Origin of the sequence: Psychroflexus maritimus (assembly GCF_011089875.1) — a bacterium.
Taxonomy (GTDB): Bacteria; Bacteroidota; Bacteroidia; order Flavobacteriales; family Flavobacteriaceae; genus Psychroflexus; species Psychroflexus maritimus.
Map to the genome: position 1 here is coordinate 157,523 of NZ_JAANAS010000001.1, position 26,395 is coordinate 183,917.

Annotated in this window: 25 protein-coding genes; 8 read left to right on the forward strand and 17 right to left on the reverse strand. The window is 32.9% G+C overall.

What is annotated here, in order from left to right:
• Nucleotides 1-28: 28 nt before the first annotated feature.
• The gene (recN, locus tag G7034_RS00710) at nt 29-1,684 is read right to left on the reverse strand and encodes a DNA repair protein RecN (RefSeq protein ID WP_166399032.1); all 1,656 of its coding nucleotides are present in this window, start codon (nt 1,682-1,684) and stop codon (nt 29-31) included.
• A gap of 259 nt (nt 1,685-1,943) precedes the next feature.
• Here recN and G7034_RS00715 point away from each other — a divergent pair, with 259 nt between their 5' ends.
• Both G7034_RS00715 and G7034_RS00720 read left to right on the forward strand, forming a co-directional pair.
• Nucleotides 1,944-2,393, forward strand: coding sequence for a DUF4442 domain-containing protein (locus tag G7034_RS00715; RefSeq protein WP_166399033.1), 450 nt, complete (start codon nt 1,944-1,946; stop codon nt 2,391-2,393).
• A gap of 136 nt (nt 2,394-2,529) precedes the next feature.
• Nucleotides 2,530-2,727, forward strand: a complete 198-nt coding sequence (locus G7034_RS00720; protein WP_166399034.1) for a hypothetical protein — start codon at nt 2,530-2,532, stop codon at nt 2,725-2,727.
• A gap of 167 nt (nt 2,728-2,894) precedes the next feature.
• Here the strand turns inward: G7034_RS00720 and fumC are convergent, their stop codons facing one another.
• Entirely contained in the window at nt 2,895-4,286 is a 1,392-nt protein-coding gene (fumC, locus tag G7034_RS00725; protein ID WP_166399035.1) for a class II fumarate hydratase, read from the reverse strand.
• A gap of 91 nt (nt 4,287-4,377) precedes the next feature.
• Nucleotides 4,378-5,112 carry a M15 family metallopeptidase gene (locus G7034_RS00730; RefSeq protein WP_166399036.1) on the reverse strand — a complete coding sequence of 245 codons (735 nt, stop codon included), beginning with the start codon at nt 5,110-5,112 and terminating at the stop codon, nt 4,378-4,380.
• A gap of 378 nt (nt 5,113-5,490) precedes the next feature.
• On the opposite strand from G7034_RS00730, the gene G7034_RS00735 reads away from it, so the two are divergent.
• The 4 genes from G7034_RS00735 to G7034_RS00750 all read left to right on the forward strand — a co-directional run bounded on the left by G7034_RS00735 (nt 5,491) and on the right by G7034_RS00750 (nt 10,717).
• On the forward strand, nt 5,491-6,024 hold the full coding sequence (locus G7034_RS00735; RefSeq protein WP_166399037.1) for an NADPH-dependent FMN reductase: 534 nt from the start codon (nt 5,491-5,493) through the stop codon (nt 6,022-6,024).
• Complete coding sequence (locus tag G7034_RS00740; protein ID WP_166399038.1) at nt 6,024-7,310, forward strand: anthranilate synthase component I family protein; 1,287 nt, start codon at nt 6,024-6,026, stop codon at nt 7,308-7,310. Before G7034_RS00735 ends, G7034_RS00740 begins: the two co-directional genes overlap by 1 nt.
• 81 nt (nt 7,311-7,391) lie before the next feature.
• On the forward strand, nt 7,392-8,714 hold the full coding sequence (gene tilS, locus G7034_RS00745; RefSeq protein WP_166399039.1) for a tRNA lysidine(34) synthetase TilS: 1,323 nt from the start codon (nt 7,392-7,394) through the stop codon (nt 8,712-8,714).
• Complete coding sequence (locus G7034_RS00750) at nt 8,675-10,717, forward strand: protein-disulfide reductase DsbD family protein (protein ID WP_246166696.1); 2,043 nt, start codon at nt 8,675-8,677, stop codon at nt 10,715-10,717. The genes tilS and G7034_RS00750 overlap by 40 nt, the downstream gene beginning before the upstream one ends.
• 78 nt (nt 10,718-10,795) lie before the next feature.
• On the opposite strand, the gene G7034_RS00755 is transcribed toward G7034_RS00750, so the two are convergent.
• Nucleotides 10,796-12,427 (reverse strand): ABC-F family ATP-binding cassette domain-containing protein, encoded by a 1,632-nt coding sequence (locus tag G7034_RS00755; protein ID WP_166399040.1) that lies wholly within the window; start codon nt 12,425-12,427, stop codon nt 10,796-10,798.
• A gap of 130 nt (nt 12,428-12,557) precedes the next feature.
• Between G7034_RS00755 and G7034_RS00760 the strand changes: the two genes are divergently transcribed.
• Both G7034_RS00760 and ligA read left to right on the forward strand, forming a co-directional pair.
• Complete coding sequence (locus G7034_RS00760) at nt 12,558-13,982, forward strand: TlpA family protein disulfide reductase (protein WP_166399041.1); 1,425 nt, start codon at nt 12,558-12,560, stop codon at nt 13,980-13,982.
• 19 nt (nt 13,983-14,001) lie between these two features.
• Nucleotides 14,002-15,999: an NAD-dependent DNA ligase LigA gene (gene ligA / locus G7034_RS00765; protein WP_166399042.1), complete on the forward strand. Its 1,998-nt coding sequence runs from the start codon at nt 14,002-14,004 to the stop codon at nt 15,997-15,999.
• Nucleotides 16,000-16,082: 83 nt separating this feature from the next.
• On the opposite strand, the gene G7034_RS00770 is transcribed toward ligA, so the two are convergent.
• From G7034_RS00770 to G7034_RS00830, 13 genes are all read right to left on the reverse strand, one after another.
• Complete coding sequence (locus G7034_RS00770; RefSeq protein WP_166399043.1) at nt 16,083-17,663, reverse strand: 4Fe-4S binding protein; 1,581 nt, start codon at nt 17,661-17,663, stop codon at nt 16,083-16,085.
• Between the two features lie 2 nt (nt 17,664-17,665).
• Nucleotides 17,666-18,979, reverse strand: coding sequence for an NAD(P)/FAD-dependent oxidoreductase (locus tag G7034_RS00775; protein ID WP_166399044.1), 1,314 nt, complete (start codon nt 18,977-18,979; stop codon nt 17,666-17,668).
• A 263-nt stretch (nt 18,980-19,242) separates the two neighbouring features.
• Nucleotides 19,243-20,154: a DMT family transporter gene (locus G7034_RS00780; RefSeq protein ID WP_166399045.1), complete on the reverse strand. Its 912-nt coding sequence runs from the start codon at nt 20,152-20,154 to the stop codon at nt 19,243-19,245.
• Nucleotides 20,147-20,500 carry an arsenate reductase family protein gene (locus tag G7034_RS00785; RefSeq protein WP_166399046.1) on the reverse strand — a complete coding sequence of 118 codons (354 nt, stop codon included), beginning with the start codon at nt 20,498-20,500 and terminating at the stop codon, nt 20,147-20,149. The genes G7034_RS00780 and G7034_RS00785 overlap by 8 nt, the downstream gene beginning before the upstream one ends.
• A gap of 5 nt (nt 20,501-20,505) precedes the next feature.
• A complete protein-coding gene (locus G7034_RS00790) occupies nt 20,506-20,739 on the reverse strand; it encodes a hypothetical protein (protein WP_166399047.1) in 234 nt (77 codons plus the stop codon).
• Nucleotides 20,732-21,259 carry a DUF420 domain-containing protein gene (locus G7034_RS00795; protein ID WP_166399048.1) on the reverse strand — a complete coding sequence of 176 codons (528 nt, stop codon included), beginning with the start codon at nt 21,257-21,259 and terminating at the stop codon, nt 20,732-20,734. The genes G7034_RS00790 and G7034_RS00795 overlap by 8 nt, the downstream gene beginning before the upstream one ends.
• A complete protein-coding gene (locus tag G7034_RS00800) occupies nt 21,256-21,939 on the reverse strand; it encodes an SCO family protein (protein WP_166399049.1) in 684 nt (227 codons plus the stop codon). The genes G7034_RS00795 and G7034_RS00800 overlap by 4 nt, the downstream gene beginning before the upstream one ends.
• A gap of 1 nt (nt 21,940) precedes the next feature.
• Entirely contained in the window at nt 21,941-22,600 is a 660-nt protein-coding gene (locus tag G7034_RS00805) for a hypothetical protein (protein WP_166399050.1), read from the reverse strand.
• 70 nt (nt 22,601-22,670) lie between these two features.
• Nucleotides 22,671-23,033, reverse strand: a complete 363-nt coding sequence (locus G7034_RS00810; protein WP_166399051.1) for a cytochrome C oxidase subunit IV family protein — start codon at nt 23,031-23,033, stop codon at nt 22,671-22,673.
• 24 nt (nt 23,034-23,057) lie between these two features.
• On the reverse strand, nt 23,058-24,041 hold the full coding sequence (locus G7034_RS00815; RefSeq protein WP_166399052.1) for a cytochrome c oxidase subunit 3: 984 nt from the start codon (nt 24,039-24,041) through the stop codon (nt 23,058-23,060).
• 45 nt (nt 24,042-24,086) lie between these two features.
• The gene (locus G7034_RS00820; RefSeq protein ID WP_166399053.1) at nt 24,087-24,674 is read right to left on the reverse strand and encodes a cytochrome c oxidase subunit 3; all 588 of its coding nucleotides are present in this window, start codon (nt 24,672-24,674) and stop codon (nt 24,087-24,089) included.
• The gene (cyoE, locus tag G7034_RS00825) at nt 24,665-25,585 is read right to left on the reverse strand and encodes a heme o synthase (RefSeq protein ID WP_246166698.1); all 921 of its coding nucleotides are present in this window, start codon (nt 25,583-25,585) and stop codon (nt 24,665-24,667) included. Before cyoE ends, G7034_RS00820 begins: the two co-directional genes overlap by 10 nt.
• A 275-nt stretch (nt 25,586-25,860) precedes the next feature.
• Nucleotides 25,861-26,358 carry a hypothetical protein gene (locus G7034_RS00830; RefSeq protein WP_166399054.1) on the reverse strand — a complete coding sequence of 166 codons (498 nt, stop codon included), beginning with the start codon at nt 26,356-26,358 and terminating at the stop codon, nt 25,861-25,863.
• Nucleotides 26,359-26,395 lie beyond the last annotated feature (37 nt).

A 26,395-nucleotide genomic window follows, 5' to 3' on the forward strand; every position in this document is an offset into this window, starting at 1 on the left:
TATTTTTAATTGCGTAAATATAATGTTTTTATCTGTTTAACAAAGATTTTGCATGTTCTACTGCAGAAAAAGTTTCTAAATTAGCACCTAACATACTAACTATTTCTTCCACTCGCTCGTGCTTATTTAAGCTTTTAATTTTTGTGGAAGTATTGTCTTTTCCTTCAGTTTTGTAAACCTTAAAATGGTTTTTTGCTAATGCTGCTAACTGTGGTAAATGGCTAATTGAAATCACTTGCATTTGTTCGCCCATTTCTTTTAATACCTCACCTATTTTACTTCCAACATCTCCTGAAACCCCGGAGTCTATTTCGTCAAAAATTATACTTGGTAATTTGCTGTTTTTAGCTAAGATTCTCTTTATTGCTAAAGTAATTCTTGACAATTCTCCACCTGAGGCTACTTTTTCTACCGGTTTAGGTTGGCTACCTTTATTGGCAGAAAACTTCCAAATCAATTCATCTATACCAAAACTAGATAAGGTGTCTAGTTTATTGAGCTCTAGTTGGAATGTAGCTGAAGGCATGCCTATTTTTGATAGAATTTGTTGTAGTGCGTTTTCTAGCTGAGGAATAGCTTTTTTTCTTCCTTCAAACAAATCTTCCGCCTTTTTGCGAAGCATTTTTCTATACTCAAGTAGTTGCTTTTCTGTTTCTTCTATTTCGTCTTTTAGTTGATCTTTCTGAAGTATTTGATCGGCCAAACGACGATTAATTTCTAATAATTCATCTACATTATCTACTTGATGTTTTTTTTGAAGTTGATAGATAGTATTGAGCTTTGCATTAGTTGCTTCAAGTAGATTAGGGTTGTCTTCTACCTGATCTATTTGTCTATTAAGCTCTATCACAATATCCTCAAGTTCAAGTTGAATGCTTTTTAAGCGTTCAGAAAGTTCTTGGTAAATAGGCTTTATGTCATTTAGTAAATAAAGCGAATTATAAGTTTCTTTAAGTTGATCTAACGTACCTATTTCATCATTTTCTGAAAGCTGTATAGCTTTAGAAAGTTGTTCTTTTAATAATTCTACATTACTTAAGGCTTGTTGCTCCTCTTCTAATTGCTCTTGCACCCCCTTAGAGAGTTCTGCTTCATCTAATTCTTTAAGTAAAAACAAATTATAATCATGCGCTTGATTGCTTGCTTTTTGCTTATCTATTAAATCTTGTAAAAGTTTTTTAAGGTGGTTAAATTCAGAAAAATTTGATTGAAAATCAGCTAGCTTGTCTTGATGTTTTGCAAAGTGATCTACACATTTATACTGCACTTCCTTTTTACCAATAGCTAAAGTTTGATGTTGAGAATGAATATCGATTAAATGTTGCCCTAATTTCTTTAAACCCTGAAGCTTAACTGGAGAATCATTAACAAAGGCTCTCGATTTTCCAGATGGAAGAATTTCTCTTCTTATAATAGTCTCATCTTCATAATCAAAATCAAGTTTTTTAAAAATAGATTGTAACTTGTAGTTTTGAATTTGAAAATTGACCTCAATAACGCACTTTTTAGTTTGGTCTTTAATCGCTTCTAAATCTGCCCTTTCTCCTAATACCAAACCAAGAGCCCCCAATAATATTGATTTTCCTGAACCAGTTTCTCCTGTAATTACCGTGAAATTATCACGGATTGGGATGGAAATATCATCAATTAGAGCAAAATTTTTAATGCTAATATGTGTAATCAAGGCTTAGTTTTTTAATATTACAATTGGATTCAAAGTTACTAAATTATTTAAAGCTATAACTATATCTTAACTTGATAATTCTTCCTACACATTTATCAACTTTAGATTTTGCTATACTAAAGTTATTTATTAAAAAACAGTTTTACCTTATCTCTATTTTCTAAAATTGGAATTATTTTGCTTTTGTGAATTAAATGTATAAAAGCTTGAGTAAATTATCTTATTTTAGAACTTGCTAAACTATAAACAGGATTACTCTATGAACTCAACAAAAATCAACTTTTTTCTTTTCTTTAAACTCCCGTCTGCTTGGTGGAGTGGAGTTCGTTTGACTCATCTTTCATCAACCTCAGCAAAAAGTAAAGTAAAACATAAATGGTTTAATCAAAACCCGTTTAGAAGCATGTATTTTGCTGTTCAAGCAATGGCTGCTGAATTAACTACAGGCGCTTTAGTGATGCAAGAAATAAACAGGAATCCCCAAAATTTTTCGATGCTTGTTCTTGAAAATCAATCTTTTTTTCACAAAAAAGCCACAGGAGTGATTCGCTTTGAATGTAATCAAGGAGAATTGGTTAGGGAAACTATTGAACGTTGCAAATCAACTAAAGAAGGCCAAACGTTAAACTTGAAATCTTTAGGTTATAATGAAAAAAATGAATTAGTTTCTCATTTTCAGTTTATTTGGACTATTAAATTAAAAAAATAAGTATGTTAAAATTGAGGATTCCGTTTTTTGATAACAATTCGTTAACATTGTTTAGCTAGTCTTTTCACTAATTTAGACAAAAATTTATAACGAATTATATGATTAAAAACTACTTAACCTAATTATATTTTCAATTATGGCTAGAGCTATGTTTGAATACACAAAAGAAGTGCTTAGAAAAGTAAGTTTTGATACTACTCTCTTTACTAAAGAAGTAAAAAAAGCAGTTAAACATCTTTTACCTTACGAGATTGAAGAATTAAAACTCTTTATAATTTCCTTATTAAGTTTTAATCCAGATTTACAAAAATCTTTGATTTATTTAGAGGGTTAGCACTTTATTCCATAAACAATTACTGATTTTGTAGTTGAATTAAATTTCGTGAGAGCTCATGTTATTTTTTAAACAAGATTAAATTCTCGTATAAAAAATAGTTAACAAAAAAATGCTTTGGAGTTTATCCAAAGCGTTTTTTTGATTATTGCAGGTTTTTATGATTACTAATTTCCAATCATATCTTCTGGCCTTACCCATTGTTCAAATTCTTCTTCAGAAGTATAGCCTAATCTAACGGCTTCTTCTTTTAAAGTCGTTCCATTTTGGTGAGCTGTATTTGCAATTTCAGCAGCTTTGTAATATCCAATTTTTGTGTTTAATGCAGTTACTAACATTAATGAGTTTTTCAAAAGCTCATCAATTCTAGCTTGGTTTGGTTCAATTCCTGCAACACAATTTTCATCAAAAGAAACGCAAGCATCGCCCAGTAATTGTGCTGATTCTAGTAAATTAGCTGCCATTACTGGTTTAAAAACATTTAATTCAAATTGACCTTGCATACCTCCCGTAGTTACAGCAACATCGTTACCTATTACTTGAGTACAGACCATGGTTAATGCTTCGCATTGGGTTGGATTAACTTTACCAGGCATAATAGAAGAACCTGGTTCATTGGCAGGAATAGTAATTTCTCCTATTCCGCTTCGAGGACCGGAAGATAACATTCTAATGTCGTTTCCTATTTTGTTTAAAGCAACGGCAAGCTGTTTGAGGGCACCATGTGTTTCAACAAGGGCATCGTGGGCTGCTAAAGCTTCAAATTTATTAGCAGCACTTTCAAAAGGATAACCTGTAAATTCAGCAATATATTCAGCAACTTTTAATGCGTAGCCTTTAGGGGTGTTCAATCCTGTTCCTACGGCGGTACCTCCTAAAGCTAGTTCTAACAAATGGGGCAACGTATTTTCTAAGGCGTTTAATCCATGATCTAATTGAGAAACGTAACCACTAAATTCCTGACCTAAGGTAAGTGGTGTGGCGTCCATAAAATGAGTTCTTCCAATTTTTACAACATCCTTAAAGGCTTTTGATTTTTCGTCTAACCGATTTCTAAGCTGTTTGATTCCTGGTATGGCCACCTCCACAATTTTTTTATAAATGGCTATGTGCATTCCGGTAGGAAAAGTATCGTTTGAAGACTGCGATTTGTTTACGTCATCGTTAGGCGAAATTTTACGTTCTCCTTTCCCTAATTCATTTCCTTCAATTTGATGAACTCGATTAGCTATAACTTCATTTACATTCATATTAGATTGAGTGCCAGAACCTGTTTGCCAAATAACAAGTGGAAATTGATGATCGTGTTTACCTGCCAAAATTTCATCACAAACTTGAGCAATTAATTTTTTCTTATCCTCTTCCAATACTCCTAATTCTGCGTTGGTGTAGGCGGCTGCTTTTTTTAAATAAGCAAAGCCGTAAATTATTTCTAAAGGCATCGATGCTGAGGGACCAATTTTGAAGTTGTTTCTTGAACGTTCGGTCTGTGCACCCCATAATTTATCTGCGGGTACTTTAACTTCACCAATGGTGTCTTTTTCTATTCTGTATTCCATTATTTTGTGTGTTTTTTTAATCGTTTCAAAAATACAATTTTTTAAAGAAGCTTTCACTGATATTATTTTCAATTTTTGAAGCAAATTTGGTTTATAAACTTAAATCATACTCCTCTTCTTTGTAACTTTCAGCTACGTCTTTTATTTGTTTAAAAGTTAAGTCCATCATTGGGTAGCGTTGCCACCTTGCATGATCATAATGCCACCACTCATTAGGGTGTACATCAAATTTAAAATGTTTCATTACATTTATTAGTAACATTTTGTTTTCAATAATATGGGGTGGTAAATCATCAAAATTTGGGTGTGCTTCTTTTGTAAAAACATCAAATTTGGTTGGCATTTCTAAGTCTTCTCCAGTTTTTCTATCAACCAAAGTAACATCTACCGTAGTGCCTCTATTGTGTCTTGAGCCTACCATTGGATTAGCCACAAAATCTCCATCAGGATAAATTTCATAAAATTTTATTGTTGCGCTATAAGGCCTGTAGGCATCTAAAATTTTTAATTGGTAGCCTAATTTCATTAAGGAATCATTAGCTTTCTTTAAGTCCTCAGCAATATACTTCCTTAAAAAAGCATCATTAGAAGGGTAAATTTTTTCTCCTGTAAAGTTATTTTTTGTAGCATACCTAATATCAAAAATAAAATCAGTAGCAACTTCTTTTAAATCTACCATTAATTTATAATCGTTTTTTTCTACTTGAAAGGCATATTTTTCTTTGGTATTAACCACTCCTAATTGCCTGGAATAATCATTTAAATTACATGAAACAAGCGATCCTATTAACAGGATAAAAAACAACAGAATAGTTTTATTTTTCATTATACGTATCGTCAAAATTATGCGCTACAAATATAGTTTTTTTAATTGAGCCTTTTGGGTTTATTAGGTTGGTATAAGGAACCTTATTCCTGCCTTCTGTTCTTCCATTTTTTGCCTAATATAAAACAAATGCAAACTTAGATTGGTATAAGCTATCTTTTAACAGCCCTTTAAATGAACAGAATTCAACAAAAAACAGTGAACTTAAGCGTGGAACAATAAATTGATGTCTGTAAAACAACTTGAAATGATTGCTTTTTTTTGAGTAAATAGCTGCATTTATTGGTTTCATTGTTGTTGGTAAAATCAAACTTTTACACGCAAAAAATTTATTTTTTTATTTCTAAGTCAATTTTTACCTTAGCTGAAAAAAGAACAATGAATATAATCGCTTTCTCTGGGTCTAATTCTAGCTCTTCAATCAATCAAAAATTAGTTACATTTATTGCCTCTCGGCTTTCTGCTGAAGTAGAAGTTTTTCAATTAACAGAATACAATCTTCCTATGTACTCTGAAGATTTTGAAAAAGATAACGGAATACCTATTGAAGCCTATCAATTAAAAAACAAAATTGATCAAGCCAAGGCCTTAATTGTTTCAGTTAACGAACACAATAGTATGGTTTCAGCTTTTTTCAAAAATCAGATGGATTGGCTTTCAAGAATTGATGCTCAATTTTTAGCCGAAAAAAAAGTTTTACTTACAAGTACTTCACCAGGACAACGAGGTGCAAAATCTGCCTTGAATTTTGTTAAGGATCATTACTTTAAGCGCTTCGGTGCTGCTGTTATTGAAGCCTTTAGTTTCCCTTCATTTACCACTAATTTTGATGAACAAAAGCAAGAAATTACAGATGAAATTTTAGCTTTAGGGTTTCAAGATGTAATTACTAACTTTGAGCAACAAATATAATGCGGAAGCAAGCTAAATTTGAACTAAAACAGGTCTTGAAGTTTAAGGAAAATCTACTTCATTGGGCAAATCAAGATGAATATTGTGTTTTTTTAGATAGCAATCTACAAAAGGACACCTATACAACTGCAGACAGCATTGTAGGTATTGGCGCCTTTACTGCTCTGAAAGTCAAGGAAGGTAATGCTTTTAAGCAATTGGAGGAGTATCAAAAATTTTCTAACGACTGGCTTTTTGGTTATTTTTCCTACGATTTAAAAAACGAAATTGAGAACCTACAGTCTAATAATCAAGACGAGGTAAATTTTCCAAACTTATACTTTGTTCAACCAATAAAAGTGATTGAATTAAAAGGGAATACAGTTACTTTCCATTACTTAACTAGCGTTGAAGAAGAAATAGAATCCGATTTTAGAGTGATTTTAGATTATCAAATTCCTGCTCTTCAACCCTCTAAGCCCATCCAATTAACCCCAAGAATTAGTCGTTCAGGATATATTGAATCAGTTAAAAAAACACTCGCTCATATTGCTAGAGGAGACATATATGAAGCTAATTTTTGCATGGATTTTTACGCTACTAATGTAGTGCTAAATCCATTACACACTTACCTCAAACTAAATGCAATTTCAAGCCCTCCGCAAGCTGCTTATTTAAAATTTGAACATTACTCTGCGCTATGTGCAAGTCCTGAGCGTTACTTGAAACACCATCAACAAAAATTGATTTCTCAACCCATTAAAGGTACAGCCAAACGTGGACAAACAAAAAAAGAAGACCTTGCCTTGAAAAAAGCTTTAGAGAACGACCCTAAAGAAAAATCTGAAAATATCATGATCGTAGATTTGGTGAGAAATGACCTCTCTAAAACTGCTCAAAAAGCTTCGGTTAAAGTTGAAGAACTGTGTAAAGTGTATAGTTTTAAACAAGTACATCAATTGATTTCAACAGTAACTTCGCAACCCAAAACTACTTTTTCACCTGTAAGTTTAATTCAGAGTACTTTTCCTATGGGAAGTATGACAGGCGCTCCAAAAGTATCTGCAATGCAATTAATGGAAAAACTAGAATCATTTAGACGCGGATTATACAGCGGAAGTATTGGTTATTTTACACCTAACGGAAATTTCGATTTTAATGTGGTAATTAGAAGTATTTTGTATAATTCAGCTAATCAAAACATTAGTTATGCTGTAGGTAGCGCAATTACCTCTGCCTCCATCCCTGAGAAAGAATACCAGGAATGCCTTATCAAAGCTAAAGCCATGAAAGAGGTTTTGAGCTAAGCTTTAAAACATAGTTTCTGTGATTTATAGTTCATTACCTATTTAAATCAATAAAATGTATATTTGAACAAACTTTTTTGAATGCAAGACCAGTTTCATCAATTTGTGGCTAACTATCAGCTTCAGGAAAAATCACTTTTGATTGCCGTAAGTGGTGGTGTTGATAGCATGGTGTTAGCCAACTTATGCCGTTTAAACAAATTAAAATTTGTGGTAGCACACTGTAATTTTCAGTTGAGAAATAAGGAAAGTGATTTAGATGAAGTCTTGGTAAGTGATTGGTGTAAACAATACAAAATTCCTTGTTTTGTTCAGAAAATGAAAACAAAAGCTTATGCCCTTCAACATAAAACTTCTACACAAGTTGCCGCAAGAGAATTAAGGTATAATTGGTTTGAAGAGCTTCGTGAACAAGAAAAATTAGATTATATCCTTACGGCTCATCACGGTGACGACGATGCTGAAACTTTCCTGATTAATTTTATTAGAGGCACAGGACTAAAGGGACTTACTGGAATTCCTCAAAAAAATGATAAGGTATTACGTCCATTATTAAAGGTGCCTAAAAATGAGATTATTGATTGGGCAAAAGCACATCAAGTTGATTGGAGAGAAGACGCTTCAAACGCATCTCTGAATTATTTAAGAAATAGAGTTAGAAACCAAATTATTCCTCTAATAAAAAAAGAAAACCCAAACTTTTTAGCGAGCTTTCAGCAAACTCATCAACACCTAAATGAAGCTCAAAATTTGATTGAAGATTACATTCATACAGTTGCCAATCAAGTGGTTAAAAAAGAAGCTGGAACCGTGTTTATAAATCTTAAGAAGCTTCAAGAATTTCCTAATCAAACAGCAATTTTATATCAGCTCCTTAACCAATACCAATTTACTGCCTGGCAAGACATAGCGCATTTAATTAATGCAGCGAATGGAAAAAAAGTTTCTGCACCTAATTATTGGTTGATGAAAGATGGTGATTTTTTAGTCTTAACTGAAAAAAATCACATTTTGAAAGAAATAGATGAAATTCAAATTCATAATTCTAATGAATTAGTTAACTTTGACAATTTTATTTTAAAGTTATCCGAATATAAAGGAAAAATAAAAAAAGAAAAGCAATATGCTTATTTTTTGAAAGCCGACTTAGCCTTTCCTCTTCAACTTAGAAAATGGAAACAAACGGATTTTTTTGTTCCCTTTGGAATGAATGGCAAAAAGAAAGTAAGTGATTTTTTAAACGATGAAAAAGTACCCAAACATCTAAAAAGTGAGGTTTGGGTTTTACTAAATAAAAATGAAATCATCTGGGTGGTGGGTTACCGCACCTCTCAAAATTATAAAATTAAAACCGAAGACCAAAAATGTATTCAATTCAAGTTAAGTTCAAGCAATTCTTACTAAGTTTATTTTTATTAGTTAGTTTTTTAGTTCAAGCACAATTTGAACAAAATCAAGAAGAGGAAAATCAAATGGAAAGCCATTTAGATTTTGATTTAGCAATTGATTTTCAAGAAGAAGGAGAGATTAACTTAAAAGTAATTGCTACTATAGACAAAGGTTGGAAATTACCCTCTATGCGTGAGATTCCAGAAGGAGAAGACGGCCCCATTCCTACCGATATCAGCTTTGAGTTTGAAGAAAATGCTTTTGAAATTCTAGGAGAAACTACAGAATCTGAAGGCATTGAAGCTATGGATCCTATTTTCAATTCCTTCTTAAAACATTTTAAAAAAGAAGCTATTTTTGAACAAAAAATAAAGGTCAATGATGAGCAAGCTTTACTAGGAATAGAGATTTACTTCATGATATGTAATGATGTAAAATGCTTAGCTCCGGATATTAATTTTATACAGGTCCAATTAGATATGAAAAACCAAAGTTTTGCTTTAGTAGAACAGGAAGTTGAATTATCTGAAGAAGACCAAGCCTTAACAGAATCCTTAAAAATTGACTTAAAAGGTGATGCTTCTACTCAACTAGAAGATGAGGAAGAAGATAAATCCTATGCTACTATTTTTTTCTTGGGCTTTATAGGAGGCTTAATTGCCTTACTTACTCCTTGTGTTTTTCCAATGATTCCATTAACGGTTTCATTTTTTACTAAAGGAGCAAGAACCCGAAAAATAGGACTTATTAACGCTGTAATGTATGCGGTTTTTATCCTAGCCATTTACTTATTGTTAAGTATTCCGTTTCACTTATTAGATTCTGTAAACCCAGAAATTTTAAATAATATTTCTACCAATACCGTCTTAAATATTGTTTTCTTTACAATATTTTTAGTCTTTGCTATTTCCTTTTTTGGTTATTTTGAAATTACTTTACCTAACTCATGGAGCAATCGATTAGATCAAAAAGCAAGTAGTGTAGGTGGTGTGTTAGGGATATTTTTTATGGCCTTAACTTTAGCTTTAGTCTCTTTTTCTTGTACTGGGCCAATTTTAGGTTCTTTACTAGGAGGCTCACTAACTTCCGACGGGGGGGCTACACAACTCAGTTTTGGAATGGGTGGTTTTGGATTAGCCTTAGCTTTACCCTTTGGTTTATTTGCCTTGTTTCCTAATTGGCTCAATTCTTTGCCTAAATCTGGTGGCTGGATGAATACCTTAAAGGTGGTACTTGGTTTCTTAGAACTCGGGTTAGCCTTTAAATTCTTGTCTAATGCAGATTTAGTAGAACATTGGGGGCTTTTACCTAGAGAAGTATTTATTGGAATCTGGATTATCATTGGTGCAGCTATGGCGCTGTACTTGTTTGGAATAATTCGTTTTCCGCATGATGGACCAAAAACAAAACTTGGTAAACCAAGAATAGGGTTTGGAATTATTACAATAGCCTTTGTTATTTACTTAATTCCAGGGTTAACTAACACAGAACATGCTAATTTAAAATTGTTAAGTGGTTTCCCTCCTCCTCTTTTTTATAGTGTTTATGAAAAAGATAGTTCAGGACCACTAGGCTTAAAGGCTTATAAGGATTTTGATGAAGGCGTGGCGGCTGCAAAACAATCTGGCCTACCTATACTTTTAGATTTTACCGGCTGGGCTTGTGTAAATTGTAGGAAAATGGAAGAGCAAGTTTGGAGCATTCCCGAGGTTTATCAAGTTATTCAAGACGATTATATTTTAATTTCGCTTTACGTAGATGACCGTGAGAAACTTCCTGAAGAGCTTCAGTTTAATTTTGAACGACCAAAAGGTGGAGTAAAAAGAATAGAAACTATTGGTGATAAATGGGCTACTTTTCAAACGGTTAACTTCCAAAATAATTCGCAGCCTTATTACGTTTTAATGAATAGTAATTTTGAACTACTAAATAGTCCCGTAGGCTATACACCAAACGCTAATAATTTTTTAAGTTGGCTAATACAAGGTACCGAAAAATTTGAATCAATAGATGAATAAGTTTGGTTTTAAGCATTAAAAAAGCATCCTTTTTTCAAACAAAAAAAGGATGCTTTTTTTAAATAGTTGATATTCTTTTTAAGCTTCAACGGCATACATCTGTGCACGCTGTTCTTTAATTTTCTTATCGGTCATGTACTCGTCAAAGGTCATGTATTTATCAATAACTCCTTGCGGAGTAAGTTCAATTACTCGGTTGGCAACCGATTGAGCAAACTCATGATCATGGGTGGTAAATAATAAATTACCTTTAAAGTTTTTAAGTGCATTGTTAAAAGCAGTAATCGATTCTAAATCTAAGTGATTAGTAGGTTCATCAATAACTAAAACATTAGCTCTAATCATCATCATTCTACTTAACATACAACGTACTTTTTCTCCTCCAGAAAGCACGGTGCTACTTTTTAGAGCTTCGTCGCCACTAAATAGCATCTTTCCTAGAAATCCACGTACATAAACCTCTTCTCTTTCTTCATTGGTTTTTGCCCATTGTCTCAGCCAATCTACTAGACTCATGTCTTCTTCAAAAAAGCTAGAGTTATCATTGGGTAAGTAAGATTGATTTGTAGTCACTCCCCACTCAACTTTTCCACTATCTGGAGTAGCATTGCCCATAATAGCTTCGTAAAAAGCAGTAGTTGCTCTAGAATCTTTTGAATAAAATATAGTTTTATCTCCTTTTGCTAAATTGATGTTGACTTTAGAAAACAATGTTTCACCGTCAATGGATGCAGCTAAGTCGGTAATGTTTAAAATTTGATCTCCTGCTTCTCTTTCTCTTTCAAAAATAATGGCTGGATATCTTCTACTAGAAGGTTTAATTTCTTCTATATTAAGTTTTTCAATCATCTTCTTTCTAGAAGTAGCTTGTTTAGATTTAGCAACGTTGGCGCTAAATCGTTCAATAAACTGCTGTAATTCTTTTTTCTTGTCTTCTGCTTTTTTATTTTGCTGTGCGCGTTGTCTTGCCGCTAATTGAGAAGACTCATACCAAAACGTATAATTACCGCTGTAGTGTGTTATTTTTCCGTGGTCAATATCAGAAATATGAGTACAAACTGCATCTAAGAAGTGACGGTCGTGAGAAACAACAATCACAGTGTTTTCGTAATTAGCTAGAAAATTTTCAAGCCAATTAATGGTATCGTAATCCAAATCGTTAGTAGGCTCATCCATAATGAGCACATCAGGATTTCCAAAAAGTGCTTTAGCAATTAGGACTCTTACTTTTTGTTTTCCGTCTAAATCCTTAACCAGACTGTAGTGGTAATCGGCCTTAATTCCTAAATTAGATAAGAGTGAGGCAGCGTTACTTTCAGCATTCCAGCCGTCCATTTCTTCAAATTCAACTTGTAAAACACCTACGCGTTCACCATCAGCATCAGAAAAATCTGATTTTGCATAAATTTCATCCATCTCTTTTTTTATTTTAAAGAGTGGCTCATTACCCATCATTACTGTATCTAAAACGCTGTATTCGTCAAACAGACTGTGATCTTGATCTAAAACCGACATGCGTTTACCAGGCTCTAAATGAACGTGCCCAGAAGTGGGGTCTAACCGCTTAGAAAGTACTTTTAAAAAAGTAGATTTTCCTGCGCCGTTGGCTCCAATAATTCCGTAACAGTTGCCATTAGAAAAATTGACATTAACCTCGTCAAATAAAACGCGTTTACCAAACTGAATGGATAAATTTGAAACTGAAAGCATAAAAATAAATTTTTTGCAAAAGTAGGTATAAAAACTCATTTAATGAAATGCATTTGGTGTGTTATCTTTTAACGAGCGATTAACAAGTACACTAATAAAGCCTCTCTATATTTGTTTTAAACCTTTAGTAATGAAAAGATTATTTTGTTTTGTGGCTTTTTGCTTTTTAGTTTCCTGTTCAAATAAGGAAAAAGACAGGACTTTAATTACTGGGCAAATTAAAAACCCTAATCAAAATTTCTTAATCTTAACCGATAGAGAAAACTTTACAGATACTATTTTTCTAAACAAGCAAGGTGAATTTAGCTACGAATTAGAGCTTCTGAAAGAAAAGGTTTTTCATTTTAAGCATTCTCCAGAAATTCAGCTCCTGTACATAAAACCTAAGGATAGTTTAACCTTGCGTTTAAATACAGTAGATTTTGACGGCTCCTTAGCTTTTGGCGGAGATTCGGCCAGAGAGAATAATTTAATGATTAACTTTTTTTTGGATTTCAGAAAAGATAAAGACCTACTTCTTAATCATCACAAGTATTCACCTAAAGAATTTTTTAATTTAACTAATTCGATTAGTGAAAGCTATTTAGATAAATTTAAATCTGATAAAGAATACGAATCTTCTATTTCTGATTTTTTCAAAAATTACCTAACCAATTCCATTCACTATCATGCCTTCAACCTCAATGAAAGCTATCTGTTTTTGACTAAGCGAAGTGACACTAAACTTAGTCAATTGGATCAAGAAACTATCGCAAACTACAGAGAAGATGTAGAAATTAATACAACTAATTCTTACTGGGATTTAGCTTATTTAAAATTTCTTGATAATTATACAAAAAACCTAGCAGTAGATGAATGTTTAAATCGATCTATTAAGCCATCACTTTGTCATAGAGTGAATACGGTAGAACACCTAATTTCTAGAAGAAAGGTAACTTCCAAACTTATAAAAAATCCCTTTTTAAAGAATCATTTAATCAAGCGATTTTTAACACTAGAAATTACTTATGCAGATACCGATGAAAAAATTCAAAATACGCTTCAAGAAATTAATCAATACAACTTACTGAAATCAGACATTGAATTTCTAGAGCGTCTTGCAGATTTTCATGAACAGTTTGTAGTAGGAAATACCGTAAGTCATTTAGAATTTATCAACTTAAATAAAGAAAAAATCACCTTAGAACCTCACCTCAATAAGCCTACCATTGTCCATACGTGGTCGGCATATTCAAACTCTAATATAAACCGAAGACTACCAAGAATCAATCGCTTAAGAGAAATTTATCCAGAAATTGATATTGTTGGACTCAATATTGATTATAACCAACACAGGCTATGGAGGTCTAAAGTAATTGAAAACAACTTGCAACAAAACCTCGAACTACAAGTGCAAGCCAACCCTGAATTTGAAGATTTGTATATTTATTATATTAATAAATTATTTTTTGTTTGTCCACAAGGTAAAGTAAGAGACCGAAAATTGCTTATTTTTGATGACCAAATTGAAAGCTCAATTTTAGAGCTAATCAATAACAATCATCATTTTATGTAATTTGATCAAATTTTTCAACATGGAAGTAAAAGACAGAATTGAGCAACTTAGAGAAGAGTTGCAACTCCATAATTACAATTATTATATTTTAGACCAACCAAGTATTTCAGATTTTGAGTTTGACCAAAAACTGAAAACACTAGAAGCACTTGAAAAAAAATATCCAGCGTTTGATGACCCAAACTCACCTACCAAACGTGTAGGAGGAGAGGTCACCAAAAATTTTGAAACAGTAGTGCATGAAAACAGAATGTATTCACTGTCTAATTCATACTCAAAAGAAGATTTGATAGATTGGGAAACAAGAATATCTAAACTTGTAGATGGCCCTATAGCTTATGTTTGTGAACTAAAATATGACGGAGCTTCCATTAGTATAACTTATGAAAATGCTGAATTAAAACAAGCTGTAACAAGAGGTGACGGCGCACAAGGAGATAATGTAACTGCAAATATTAAAACTATTCAATCTGTTCCTTTAAAACTAAATGGAAAAGATGTACCAGAGAAATTTGATATTAGGGGTGAGATTATTCTTCCTTTTGAAGGTTTCGCCAAGATGAATCAAGAGCGTTTAAAAAATGGTGAAGAACCTTATGCCAATCCGCGCAATACAGCTTCAGGAAGTTTAAAACTGCAAGATAGTGCAGAAGTAGCCAAACGCCCATTAGCTTGCTTTTTGTACAATATAACCGGCGAAAAACTAGGCATACAAACACAAATAGAATCTTTAGAGAAAGCTCAAAAGTGGGGCTTTCAAGTACCGCCTCATTTTAAATTAGCCAATTCTATTGAAGAGGTTTTAGCCTATGTAAATTATTGGGACCAAGAACGCTTCAACTTACCTTATGAAACCGATGGCGTGGTAATTAAAGTTAACCAACTTCAGCAACAAGAAGAGCTTGGATTTACTGCTAAATCTCCTCGTTGGGCTATGGCCTACAAATTTAAAGCAGAACAAGAAAGCACTCGTCTGGAAGAGATTACTTACCAAGTTGGGCGAACCGGAGCAATTACTCCTGTAGCTAATTTAGCTCCTGTTCAATTGGCTGGAACAACAGTTAAACGAGCTTCACTGCATAATGCCGATCAAATTGAAAAATTAGACATTAGAGAAGGGGATGTGGTTTTTGTTGAAAAAGGTGGAGAAATTATACCTAAAATAGTAGGCGTTGATTTTACAAAAAGAGATACATCAAGCCAACCCACCAACTATATTTCACATTGTCCTGAATGCAATACAGAATTAGTTAGAACAGAAGGAGAAGCCTTGCATTTTTGCCCTAATGCTACTTCATGCCCGCCTCAAGTTACTGGAAGAATTCAGCATTTCATCTCAAGAAAAGCTATGGATGTTGAAGGTTTGGGTGGAGAAACAGTAGCCCTATTAGTTAAAGAGAAACTTATTGAAAATTATGCCGACTTATACACCTTAAAGAAAGAACAGGTTTTGCCCTTAGAACGAATGGCGGAGAAATCGGCACAAAACCTGATTGATGGTATTGAAAAATCAAAGCAAATTAGTTTTGAGAGGGTTTTGTTTGGTTTGGGAATTAGATACGTTGGAGAAACTGTTGCCAAGAAATTAGCAAAAGAATTTAAATCCATGCCAAAACTTATGCAAGCAAGTTTTGAAGATTTAATTCAAGTGGACGAAATAGGAGAACGTATTGCCGAAAGTTTAATTCAATTTTTTGAAGTTAAATCGAATGTAGAAATTGTTAATCGGTTAGCAAATTACGGACTTCAAATGCAAGTTTCTGAAGAAGAATTAAACCAAGCATCAAGCAAATTAAAAGATTTAACTTTTGTGATTTCTGGTGTTTTTGAAAAAGTTTCAAGAAAAGAATTGAAATCACTAATTGAGAAAAATGGAGGAAAAAACACCAGTTCTTTGTCTAAAAAAACCTCTTACCTCATAGCCGGAGAACAAATGGGCCCAAGTAAAAAAGAGAAGGCAGAAAAATTGGGTGTGCACTTAATTACCGAAGAAGAATTTTTAACTATGTTAGAATAAATCATTTAATAAAATCGACTCATACCTACTTTTTAATGATTAATCGATCACTATTTAATTCTTTCGAATTTTAATTAAAGTAACTACTTCGTATATTGTTTAAGGTCTATATCGTTTCCTAATAAAATTTCATTTTCATTAAGGCGGTTCTTAGGCGATTCGTTTTCAAGTTTCAATACGCCTCTTGGACAAACCGAAGCACAGATACCACAACCAACACAAGAAGAACGCACAATGTTTTCTCCTTTTTGTGCATAAGCTCTTACATCTATTCCCATTTCACAATAGACGGAGCAGTTTCCACAAGAAATGCACTGACCGCCATTAGTGGTTATTCTAAATTTTGAGAAAAGCCGCTGCTGAAACCCTAAAATAGCAGCCATCGGGCAGCCAAATCTACACCAAACACGATTACCTAAAATAGGATAGAAACCCGTACCAATTACTCCTGAGAAAATACTGCCAATTAAAAATCCATAAGAAGAACGCAAAGGTTCTGCTTCAATAAAAAATAAATTTTGTGTCCAGCCAAGTAAATGTAATCCTACCAAAATAAGTATAGCTAATAAAAAACCACCTCCAGCAAGCAGAGCATCTTTGTTAAAAGAATCTTTTCTATAAATAAGTACCCAAGCGTAAATCAAAATTAACAAAACTGAACTACCAACTAAAAAAACAGGTTGAGATAACCAGTATTTTTCTGACTCATATCCTAAGTAAGAAGAGACAACAGCCATGGTCATTATCACCACAAAAACCGTCACTAAGTGTACCATCCAACGTTCAATTTTCCAAGATTTTATTGATTTATCACTGAGATGTCTAAACGAATCTCCTGCCGTTTCTGCTAATCCACCGCAACCACAAACCCAAGAACAATACCAACGCTTGCCGTACTTATAAGTAAGGAATGGAGTAATAACTAAAATTGAAAGAACTCCAAAAACAAGAAGCGCAACCCCTACTCCACCTGCACTTATAAACTCATCAACACGATACTGCTCAAAATTGTAATAATTTAAAGGCCAAATATTCTTTAAATCATAATAAGGTAAAGCAAACTTATCTGAGTTTAACCTTGCCATGAATTCTGGAATTAAAAAAGCAAAACCAAGCTGAAAAAATAGTACAGAAAAGGTTCTAATACGTTGGTATTTATTGTTTTTATACTTCCACAAAAATTTAATACCAAAGAGCAAAACGGCTAAGGTGTAAAAAACACCATAAACAAACCACTGGCTAGCTGGGTTTCCACTTAACCAATTACTTAATGGGTCAAAAAAGGCGATTAACCCTGTATTTTCTGTATTATCGTTTAAACCTAAATAAGCTGGATAAAAGTACAAGACTACATAAAATCCCGTAAGAAAAATACCTAAAGCATAAGCCCAAATACCCCGATTTGTTAGCGATTTAAAAAAAACATTATCATTTTTAATTCCTGGCTCCTTAGCTTTATACAATTCTCTTGCATAACCAATTATACCAAGACTCATTAACGCAATTGAAAGCAACATCCAACCAAGGGTATTATTTTCCAACTGATTAAACACACTAATTAAAGCGAGAAAAAGGCCTAAAAAACCAATAAATAAAAAAGCTTTTTGTTGAAGCGAAAAGCTTTCTGGACTTCTTCCTGTAACTGAAATGTTTTCGATAGCCATAATTAATTTGTGTGTAAGTTAGAATCTTGCTGCCATTTTTTTTGTATCTGATTTTCATACGAAGCAAAAAACTCAGGGTCAAAGTTTGCTTTACTTAAATGTTGAATAACATAATCGGCTGTTCTATTTTTGTTCAAAACTTCATTAAAAAATTCGTGCCTCAAGCGTATGCCAAAAGTATTTATTCCTAAGAATTTCCCCGTAGATTGTTCATATTCTATTTCTATAGCTTTCTCTTCATTTTCGTGTTTCCAATAGAAGTGAACATTTCCTTTTTTTGGAGTAGAAAAGACCCAACCATAAGTTTGGTATTCAATAGCAAAAAACTTAGCCGAATTAAACCAATGTCCTGGAGTGTAGGTGGTTGGGTTTCCACACAAGGTTTGGGCTAAGGTTTCACCCATAATTCTGCCAGTGTACCAAACCGACTCAACTTTTGGCCGATAACCTAATGAATAGTTACGTTCAGCGCAATCTCCTATGGCATAAACATTAGACACATTCGTTTTGAAATAAGCATCAATTAAAATTCCGGTATCGGTTTCAATCTTAGACGGTTTCACAAATTCAATATTTGGCTGAACGCCGGTTGTTAAACCAACTAAGTCGCATTTAATTTCTTCTTCCTGGTCTTTGGTAAGAATAGATTTTACCCTATTTTGACTTGATGGTAGAATACTTTTTAATTCGGTAGAGCGTTTTAAATCAATTCCGTGATTTAGAATGTGATTAGTAATTAAAGAAGCAGAATGTTCGGGCAAAATAGTATTCCAAAACTGTTTTTCCCGTACCAAAAAGGTAACTGGTATATTTCGTGAATGTAACATTTCAGCAAGTTCAACCCCAATTAGCCCTCCACCAACAATTACTGCTCTTTTACATACCTGATTGCTAGGAGCCTGTTGTTCTAAAAGTTCTAAATCCTGTTTTGAATATAAGCCTTGAACTCCTCTAAGTTCTTGACCTGGCCATCCAAATTTCTTAGGAATTGAGCCTGTTGCCAAGACTAATTGATTATAAGTTATGCTGGTTTGATCTTGAAAAATAAGCCTATTAGAATCTGTTTCAACAGCCCTAACACGCTTCTGAATTAATTCGATCTTATTTTTTTTCCAAAAAGAGGCTTCGTAGGGCTGTAAATGTTTCCATTTCATGTGCCCCATATACACATACATAAGCGCCGTCCTAGAAAAAAAGTAAGGAGATTCATCAGAAATAAGACTAATTTTCTTATTAGAATTCTTTCGCAAATGCCTTGCTAAGGTTGTTCCAGCAATTCCATTTCCTATAATAACAATATGCTCTTGAGCCCTCATAAATCCTATAATAAAAGACTAAGTTAAGAAACTTCTTCTGACTTCCTCATCCAATTCTTCCTTTTTTTCTTTGGCGTTTAAACGGGCTGTTCGCTTTAGTTGGTTCATAAAAATAAGTTTTTAGTTAGCCTTGCCAAGAGCTTCTAAGGTCGCTTTGGCAAAGCTCTAAAAACACTATTTTTAACTTACCAAGCTGCCGCTTCCATCCCTAACGCTGTGTTATTAAATTAAGATTAATCAGTTGAATTTTAAAAACTATAGCATCAAGTTTTTTTAAGCGCCTTCCTCTTTTGAGCTGGATTTTTAGAAACCATGAACACCCCAACAAAGACCAAACTTGCAGCTACAACTTTAAGTAAGTCAAGCTGATCAATACCAGCATAAATAGCGTAAACAATAGCAATAACCGGTTGTAAATAAACAAAAACACCAAGGGTTGATGCCGAAAGTTGTTTTAAAGCATAGATATTTAGCAAATAAGTTAAGAAGGTGGTTCCAATCACCACAAAGCTCATACGCCATAGGGCATCAAAAGGTAAATTGATCCAATCTACCTGCTTAAATTCAGTAAAACAAATAGGAAGGTTAATTATGCTTGCAATTAAAAATAAATATTTCATTAAAGTGATGGAGGAATATTTTTTAGTAAGCGGTCTTACCAAAATTAAATAAATTCCGTAAGAAGTTGCATTGATAAGAATCAACGTATTTCCTACTGGGATGTTTGGCGCATCAGAAGTAATTTGAGGGCCAAAAAAAACTAAACTCAAACCACCTAATAATCCTAATATTGCTCCGGAGGCCTTAAGCCAAGTTATTTTTTCACGAATTAAAATGGCTGATAAAATAAAGACTAAAATAGGCGAAATGGTAACTATTACAGAAGAATTAATTGGTGTAGATAAGCTTAGTCCTTTAAAAAACATAAGCATATTAATTACCATTCCAAAAACAGCTGCTGCAAAAATTCGTTTCCAATCTTTGCGCTCAATTGTTTGGCTAGGAACAAAAAAACTAATTATTAAAAATAACAGAAAAGCACCTGTAACGCGCAACAAAATCAAACCAAAAGGTTCAATATAAGTAGGCATTAAAGATTTAGCAACCGTATGATTTACACCGTAAATTGAGGTTGCGCCTAAAGCGGCTAAGACTGCCCACCAACGTTTAGTCATCTAAATACGACTTGAGTTCTTGGAGGTTTTTTTTAGCATTACCAACAAAAATTTGGTCTTGAAAGAGAAAAACTGGACGTTTCAAGAAGGTATAATGTTCTAAAAGTAAGTTTTTATAATCTTCTTCAGAAAGGTTTTTTGATTTCAAATCGCGTTGTTTATATAGCTGTGCACGTTTATTAAACAGGGCTTCGTAAGTACCTTCTAGGGCGTACATTTTAGCTAAATCTTCAGCTGAAATTGGGTTGCTTTTTACATCAACTAATTTATGTTCAGCGGGTAATTCAACTTCAGAAAGAATGCGTTTACATGTAGAACAAGTAGATAGGTAAAATACGTTAAGCATAGTAACTAACTTTTAGAGCTATAATTTTTATAAATATAATAACCTAGTCCTCCAATAAGAAGGTAAGGGAAGGCCATTAAAAATAAAATTCCATTATTAATTCCTTCTGCAGTAGATTGATCTGCTTCAGATTCTAACACCGCCCTACACATTGAACATTGTGCAAAGCCTTGGTTAGAGGCTACTAATAAAATTAGTACAAAGCCTAGTAATTGGTATATTTGTTTTTTTCTATACATAATAAGGAGATATCATAAAATAAACTATAACGCCAGTAATAGCAACATATAACCAGATAGGAAAAGTTATTCTAGCAAGTTTTTTATGTGCTTCAAAGTTTTTTGTAATTGCTTTTAGATAAGTAAAAAGGACTAGAGGAATGATGCAAACCGACAACAAAATGTGAGAAACTAAGATAAAATAATAGATGTATTTTATTGAGCCTTCTCCTCCAAATGTCGTTGAATCTGAGGTCATGTGATAAGCTACATACATAACAAGGAAAAGAACTGATAAAGCGATTGATGTTTTCATCAAGTTTTCATGTAACTTAAATTTTTTCTTCTTAACAGCTACTAAAGCGAGTATTAATAATAAAGCAGTTAATGCGTTAATACTTGCATAAGTAGGTGGCAAAAAACCTAATCTTTCTACGTTTGGAATTCTCACTGTAAAAAGAACAGCTACAGCAATGGGTATAATGATTGAAAGTACCCAGATTAATTTAGTATATTTTTTTTCTGCTAGTTTATTCATCATAATAATTTTTTAATATCCTCAATTAAAATACTTATTTGCTCTTCGTCTCCAGGATTACTATCGCCCTTAAGCGGAACTGCACCTTGATAATAAAGAATAGGATTTCCATGCTCATCATGTCGAGATCTTAAATAACCTTTTTTATCTACTAAGGCAAAAAAACCTGAATGTTCAAATCCACCAGGAGCATTTTTATCTTCAGCTGCATAAGCATTAAATCCATTTCGGGCTAATTCATAAATTTGGTTTCTATCACCTGTTAGAAGGTGCCAATGAGGATGTTGTATTCCGTATTTTTCGCGGTATTTATTAAGAACTTCAGGGGTGTCGTGTTCTGGATTGATTGTAAAAGAAGCAATACCAAAATTCATATTACCGTAAAACTCATTTTGTACTTCTACTAAATTTTCATTCATGATAGGACAAATTGTTGGACAGGTAGCAAAAAAGAATTCTACTACATAAACTTTGTCCTGATAATCTTCATGGGTAATTGTTTCTCCTTTATGATTGGTGAAGCTAAATTCAGGAACTTTCCTTTTAACCTCATTGCCTTCATCATCTTGTACAGTTAAATAAGCTAACTCATTAGCACTTGCTCGGTTACTAAATTCATTAACCGCCCATATTCCGAAAACTAAAACAATAAATGAAATTCCTATGTACGAATAATTTTTCATGTCAATCTTCTGTTTTCTCTTCTTTATATTTCTTTAGTTCTAGTCGATATTCAGCAAGTATTACCTTCATATCATCTACCATTTTATTGTTTAATTCGGCTACCGATTTTGTATTGTAGCTTTTCTTTAAGCCTTCGTCTTCGTCATCTAATCTTCCTCTAAGATTACCTTTTTTGTCGATTATAAAAGCTTCAGCAGAAGAAAAATTAGTATCTAATTCATGCTTAGAATTGAGTTTATTAAACTGCTTTGTGAGTTCGTTTTGTGATAAAACAATAATCTTCCACGCGTAAGCTTCTGAGGTTTTGTTTATTTCATCAATAAAGCGCTTGGCTTCTTCAAGTTGGTTTTCCAAAATAAAACTAACTACCTGAAAATCTTGAAATTCTCTATTTTTATCATAAATTTTTTCCTTCAGGTTAAATGCGAATACAGATTTTACTTCAACATCACCTCCTAAAAAGGTAAAAATATTAATTTTATCTTCTAGAGCAATTGGTTGATTAGTAACTTGATCTGTAGAAGATTTAATTAGCAGCACATTTTCCTCTAGTACAGGTAAACGTCCAAAATTATTAACCCCACTTGAAAAAAACAAGTAAGCTACAAGTGGCAGAACAAAAAGGACAGCTAATACCGTAAATTTTTTAAATTTTTTCATGTTGCAAAAATAAAAAAAGGCAGTTGTTCAACTGCCTTTTTTATGTAAGTTTTATGTAGTGTTTTAGAAATTAAAAATCCCAAGTCATAAATTCATTGGTATATACATCATGAATATAATTCCCTTCAATTAGCAAAATTGCAATTAGGTAACAAATCAAGAAAACGCCTGTCCAAACAACTGTTCTTCTAAGTCCAGGTGATTCGTGTTCCATGTGCATAAAAGCCCAAGTAATAAAATAAGCTTTGTAAATAGTAAGAATAATAAATATCCAGTTAAGTAAAGACATGGAAACCACCTCTGTAAAAACCAGAAAATGAGGTTTAAATATACCTAATACTACTTCTACTATAGTTAGGACAGAAAGGATTATAAATACAGACCATATTCTTTTGGTTGTTCCTTCGTGATGAGTTGATGCGTCTTGTGCCATAAGCTAAAAAATATTTTTATAAAATTAAACCAAGTAAAAGAAAGTGAATACAAATACCCAAACTAAATCTACAAAGTGCCAATAAAGTCCAACTTTTTCTACCATTTCATAACTTTTTCTTTTTTCATAGGTACCAATTAGAACATTAAAGAATGTAATGATTAGTAAAACTACCCCAGAAAAGACGTGAAAACCATGAAAACCTGTAATAAAGAAAAAGAATCCACCAAATAACGGAGCTCCATATTCATTTTTACTCATATTTGCTCCAAAGATGAGGTCAACACCTCTATCTTCAAGATATTTAAGCGATTCTTGTCTATTCAAAACTGTTTTCTCTTTTTGCTCATTAAGTTGCATTGTACGCACTAAGAGGTTTTCTTCATTTTTAAAAGCCTCTTTTACATCATCAATGTGGTATTGAGGAATACTACTTTCGCTTATGTACCAGGCACCTTTATTTCCTTTATGCTGCTCTCTGTAAGATTCGTGCTGTGGAGCAAAGTCCTGTATAGCAACGCGTTTGCCATCATTATCTACAAACTGCAATATTTTTCCTGATTTAGTTTCAACAGCTCCATATTCTCCGTTAATAAAATTTTTCCATTCCCAGGCTTGAGAGCCTAAGAAAACGGCACCACCTAATATGGTAAGCGCCATATAAAAAGTAACTTTTGATTTTTGCAATTTATGGCCTGCATCTACTGCTAAAACCATAGTTACTGAAGAAAAAATCAAAATAAAAGTCATTAAAGCTACGTAGTACATGGGTGCGTCAATTCCGTGGAGGAAAGGGAAGTGATTAAACACTTCATCTGCTATAGGCCATTCGTCTATAAATTTAAATCTTGTAAAGCCATAAGCGGCCAAAAAGCCTGAAAATGTTAATGCATCTGAAGTAATAAAAAACCACATCATTAACTTTCCATAACTGGCTTTTAGAGGTTGATTTCCACCTCCCCAGTTTTTTCCTTCTGTACCAGTCTGTTCAACAGCAGTAGAATCCATAAATTTTTAATTTAAGTTAGCGCAAAAATAATTAATTATTTCTTCTTAAAAAATATAAAAATAGGAAAAAAACAAAAATAATAACAACCAGAGTACATCAACAAAATGCCAGAATGTGGCACCAATCTCAAAACCAAGTCTATGCTCTTTGGTGTACCTCCCTTTAAACTGCTTAAAAATCATTACACTAAGCACTACTAAGCCTGACAAAATATGTACCAAGTGCAAAAACACAATTAAATATATATAGGACGCTGTAACATTACTTGCAGCCCCTGTAAATCGGTATCCTAATTCAATGATAGCATTAAACCCAATGAATTGTAAAATCACAAAAATCAGTCCTAGCACAAAAGTGACTAATAGAGATAAATTGGCTTGTGATTTTTTCCCTGCTTTAATCTGCTTTTTAGCAAACATGAGTGTTATGCTACTCAATATAATGATAGCTGTACTCCAAAAAAACTCATCAGGTAATCTAAAATCATCATCCCAATCTGGTCTTGCACTACTTACAATAAAGGCCGACATTAAGCCTGCAAAGGTCATGGATAAACTAATTATACCAAACCACAACATCATCTTTCTTGACCTTTCAAATTTTTCTTTGTACGGTCTGTTTTCTATACCCATTCGCTTATAAATTTATCTGCAACGTAAACAATTTGAATTAAAGTTATGTATGAAACACTGGCTAGCATTAACTTTTTGGCTGCTTTTTCTGTTCTTTTTTGGTAGAGTTGTACAGCGTGGTACAACATAACTAAACCAAGTAATAGTACTAAAGCAGCTCCTATATAAGACAATTCTAATTTACCTGTAAGCCCAGTAACAGGAATCAAGGTAACAATTAACGTCCAAATGGTATAAAGAACAATTTGGAGCGCAGTTGAAGTATCTCGTTTACCTGTGGGCAACATAAAGAAACCGCCTTTCTTATAATCATCATACAACCACCAGCCTAAAGCCCAAAAATGCGGAAACTGCCAAAAAAACTGAATCATAAAAAGTGTTCCTGCTTCTATGCTAAATTCACCTGTAGCAGCTACCCATCCTAACATGAAAGGAATTGCTCCAGGAAATGCACCAACAAAAACTGAAAGTGGAGTTTTGGTTTTTAAGGGGGTATAAATACTCACATAAATAAAAATAGAGATAGCGCCAAATAGTGCCGTTTTTGGATTAATTATAAAAAGTAAAATTAATCCTAAAACCGTTAAAAAACTTGCTATAGCAAAACTTTGATTAACCGTAAAACGACCAGCGGGAATAGGTCTGTTTTTTGTTCGATTCATTTTCTTATCTAAATCGCGCTCAATAATTTGGTTGTATGCATTGGAAGCACCTACCATAGCATATCCTCCAGCGGCTAAAAGAAAGATATTCAGTAGCGAAAATTGATCTGCTCCTAAGAAATAGCCAGCAATAGACGAAAAAACTACACTAATAGCTAAACGCATTTTAGTGAGCTCTTTAAAATCTGATAAAAAAGTAATATTACTTGCTAAGGCCAAATCTCTAGACAACGATTTATTTTTTTGCAAAGATACTTTTTAATAGCTTTTTTAATTAGAAAAATTGGTTAATATTTAGTCTATAAATTAATTTTTAGGCAAGTATTTATTCTTAGATTAGATTTAAGTTGAACCAAGTTTTTTGAAAACTAATGAAAAACCAACCAAAAAATTTAGATTATTGTTTCACCAATAGAATTTAATCAAATAGATGAATTTATTTAAGACTAAAGATGAAGCACTTGAACCAACAAATTATACTTCGTATAAATGCTTACTTTTAGTTCTTAATTTAAGAAAAGTAATTAATTAACTTGAAAGCTTTCAGCAGCTTCTTCATCATATTGAAAGTTTAAATCTATGTTTATTTCAAGCGCGTTTTTAGCCTTAATCTGTGTTCTTTCAAGATGAATCTCTATTTTAAATTTCAATTCTATAGGTCTGCCTAGCGCATTTAAAGCTGGTTTAACTTTTGGTAAATCCACTATTGCATTTTGGAAAGGAACAAAAATTTGACTTTCTGCGGTAGAAAAACCTGAAACTGAAAACTGCCCTTTTCGGTTAACTTTAACCAAGGCTTCAAAATTTTTATTATAAATTTGGTCATAGGCAAGCTCTTCTGAATGGTAGCTTTTTTTTAATAATTTGATAAACTCTAATTTAAAACAAGCATTTGAATCACGTTGGTCGCTTTCACAAATTTCAAACTTTGGCAATTCATGTATTTGATTACGCTCGTTAACTTGAGCTTGTACTTGGATAAAAAAAAGACCTATTAAGGTCAATAAAATTAATCTTCTCATTGTATAAGGGGAATTTAAAAAAACCCGAGGTTGATTA

Excerpts from the sequence above, each read along its gene's own strand:
- G7034_RS00715 (WP_166399033.1), top strand. The coding sequence starts at position 1,944 with ATGAACTCAACAAAAATCAACTTTTTTCTTTTCTTTAAACTCCCGTCT.
- G7034_RS00720 (WP_166399034.1), top strand. The coding sequence starts at position 2,530 with ATGGCTAGAGCTATGTTTGAATACACAAAAGAAGTGCTTAGAAAAGTA.
- fumC (WP_166399035.1), bottom strand. The coding sequence starts at position 4,286 with ATGGAATACAGAATAGAAAAAGACACCATTGGTGAAGTTAAAGTACCC.
- G7034_RS00730 (WP_166399036.1), bottom strand. The coding sequence starts at position 5,112 with ATGAAAAATAAAACTATTCTGTTGTTTTTTATCCTGTTAATAGGATCG.
- G7034_RS00735 (WP_166399037.1), top strand. The coding sequence starts at position 5,491 with ATGAATATAATCGCTTTCTCTGGGTCTAATTCTAGCTCTTCAATCAAT.
- G7034_RS00740 (WP_166399038.1), top strand. The coding sequence starts at position 6,024 with ATGCGGAAGCAAGCTAAATTTGAACTAAAACAGGTCTTGAAGTTTAAG.
- tilS (WP_166399039.1), top strand. The coding sequence starts at position 7,392 with ATGCAAGACCAGTTTCATCAATTTGTGGCTAACTATCAGCTTCAGGAA.
- G7034_RS00750 (WP_246166696.1), top strand. The coding sequence starts at position 8,675 with ATGTATTCAATTCAAGTTAAGTTCAAGCAATTCTTACTAAGTTTATTT.
- G7034_RS00755 (WP_166399040.1), bottom strand. The coding sequence starts at position 12,427 with ATGCTTTCAGTTTCAAATTTATCCATTCAGTTTGGTAAACGCGTTTTA.
- G7034_RS00760 (WP_166399041.1), top strand. The coding sequence starts at position 12,558 with ATGAAAAGATTATTTTGTTTTGTGGCTTTTTGCTTTTTAGTTTCCTGT.
- ligA (WP_166399042.1), top strand. The coding sequence starts at position 14,002 with ATGGAAGTAAAAGACAGAATTGAGCAACTTAGAGAAGAGTTGCAACTC.
- G7034_RS00770 (WP_166399043.1), bottom strand. The coding sequence starts at position 17,663 with ATGGCTATCGAAAACATTTCAGTTACAGGAAGAAGTCCAGAAAGCTTT.
- G7034_RS00775 (WP_166399044.1), bottom strand. The coding sequence starts at position 18,979 with ATGAGGGCTCAAGAGCATATTGTTATTATAGGAAATGGAATTGCTGGA.
- G7034_RS00780 (WP_166399045.1), bottom strand. The coding sequence starts at position 20,154 with ATGACTAAACGTTGGTGGGCAGTCTTAGCCGCTTTAGGCGCAACCTCA.
- G7034_RS00785 (WP_166399046.1), bottom strand. The coding sequence starts at position 20,500 with ATGCTTAACGTATTTTACCTATCTACTTGTTCTACATGTAAACGCATT.
- G7034_RS00790 (WP_166399047.1), bottom strand. The coding sequence starts at position 20,739 with ATGTATAGAAAAAAACAAATATACCAATTACTAGGCTTTGTACTAATT.
- G7034_RS00795 (WP_166399048.1), bottom strand. The coding sequence starts at position 21,259 with ATGATGAATAAACTAGCAGAAAAAAAATATACTAAATTAATCTGGGTA.
- G7034_RS00800 (WP_166399049.1), bottom strand. The coding sequence starts at position 21,939 with ATGAAAAATTATTCGTACATAGGAATTTCATTTATTGTTTTAGTTTTC.
- G7034_RS00805 (WP_166399050.1), bottom strand. The coding sequence starts at position 22,600 with ATGAAAAAATTTAAAAAATTTACGGTATTAGCTGTCCTTTTTGTTCTG.
- G7034_RS00810 (WP_166399051.1), bottom strand. The coding sequence starts at position 23,033 with ATGGCACAAGACGCATCAACTCATCACGAAGGAACAACCAAAAGAATA.
- G7034_RS00815 (WP_166399052.1), bottom strand. The coding sequence starts at position 24,041 with ATGGATTCTACTGCTGTTGAACAGACTGGTACAGAAGGAAAAAACTGG.
- G7034_RS00820 (WP_166399053.1), bottom strand. The coding sequence starts at position 24,674 with ATGGGTATAGAAAACAGACCGTACAAAGAAAAATTTGAAAGGTCAAGA.
- G7034_RS00830 (WP_166399054.1), bottom strand. The coding sequence starts at position 26,358 with ATGAGAAGATTAATTTTATTGACCTTAATAGGTCTTTTTTTTATCCAA.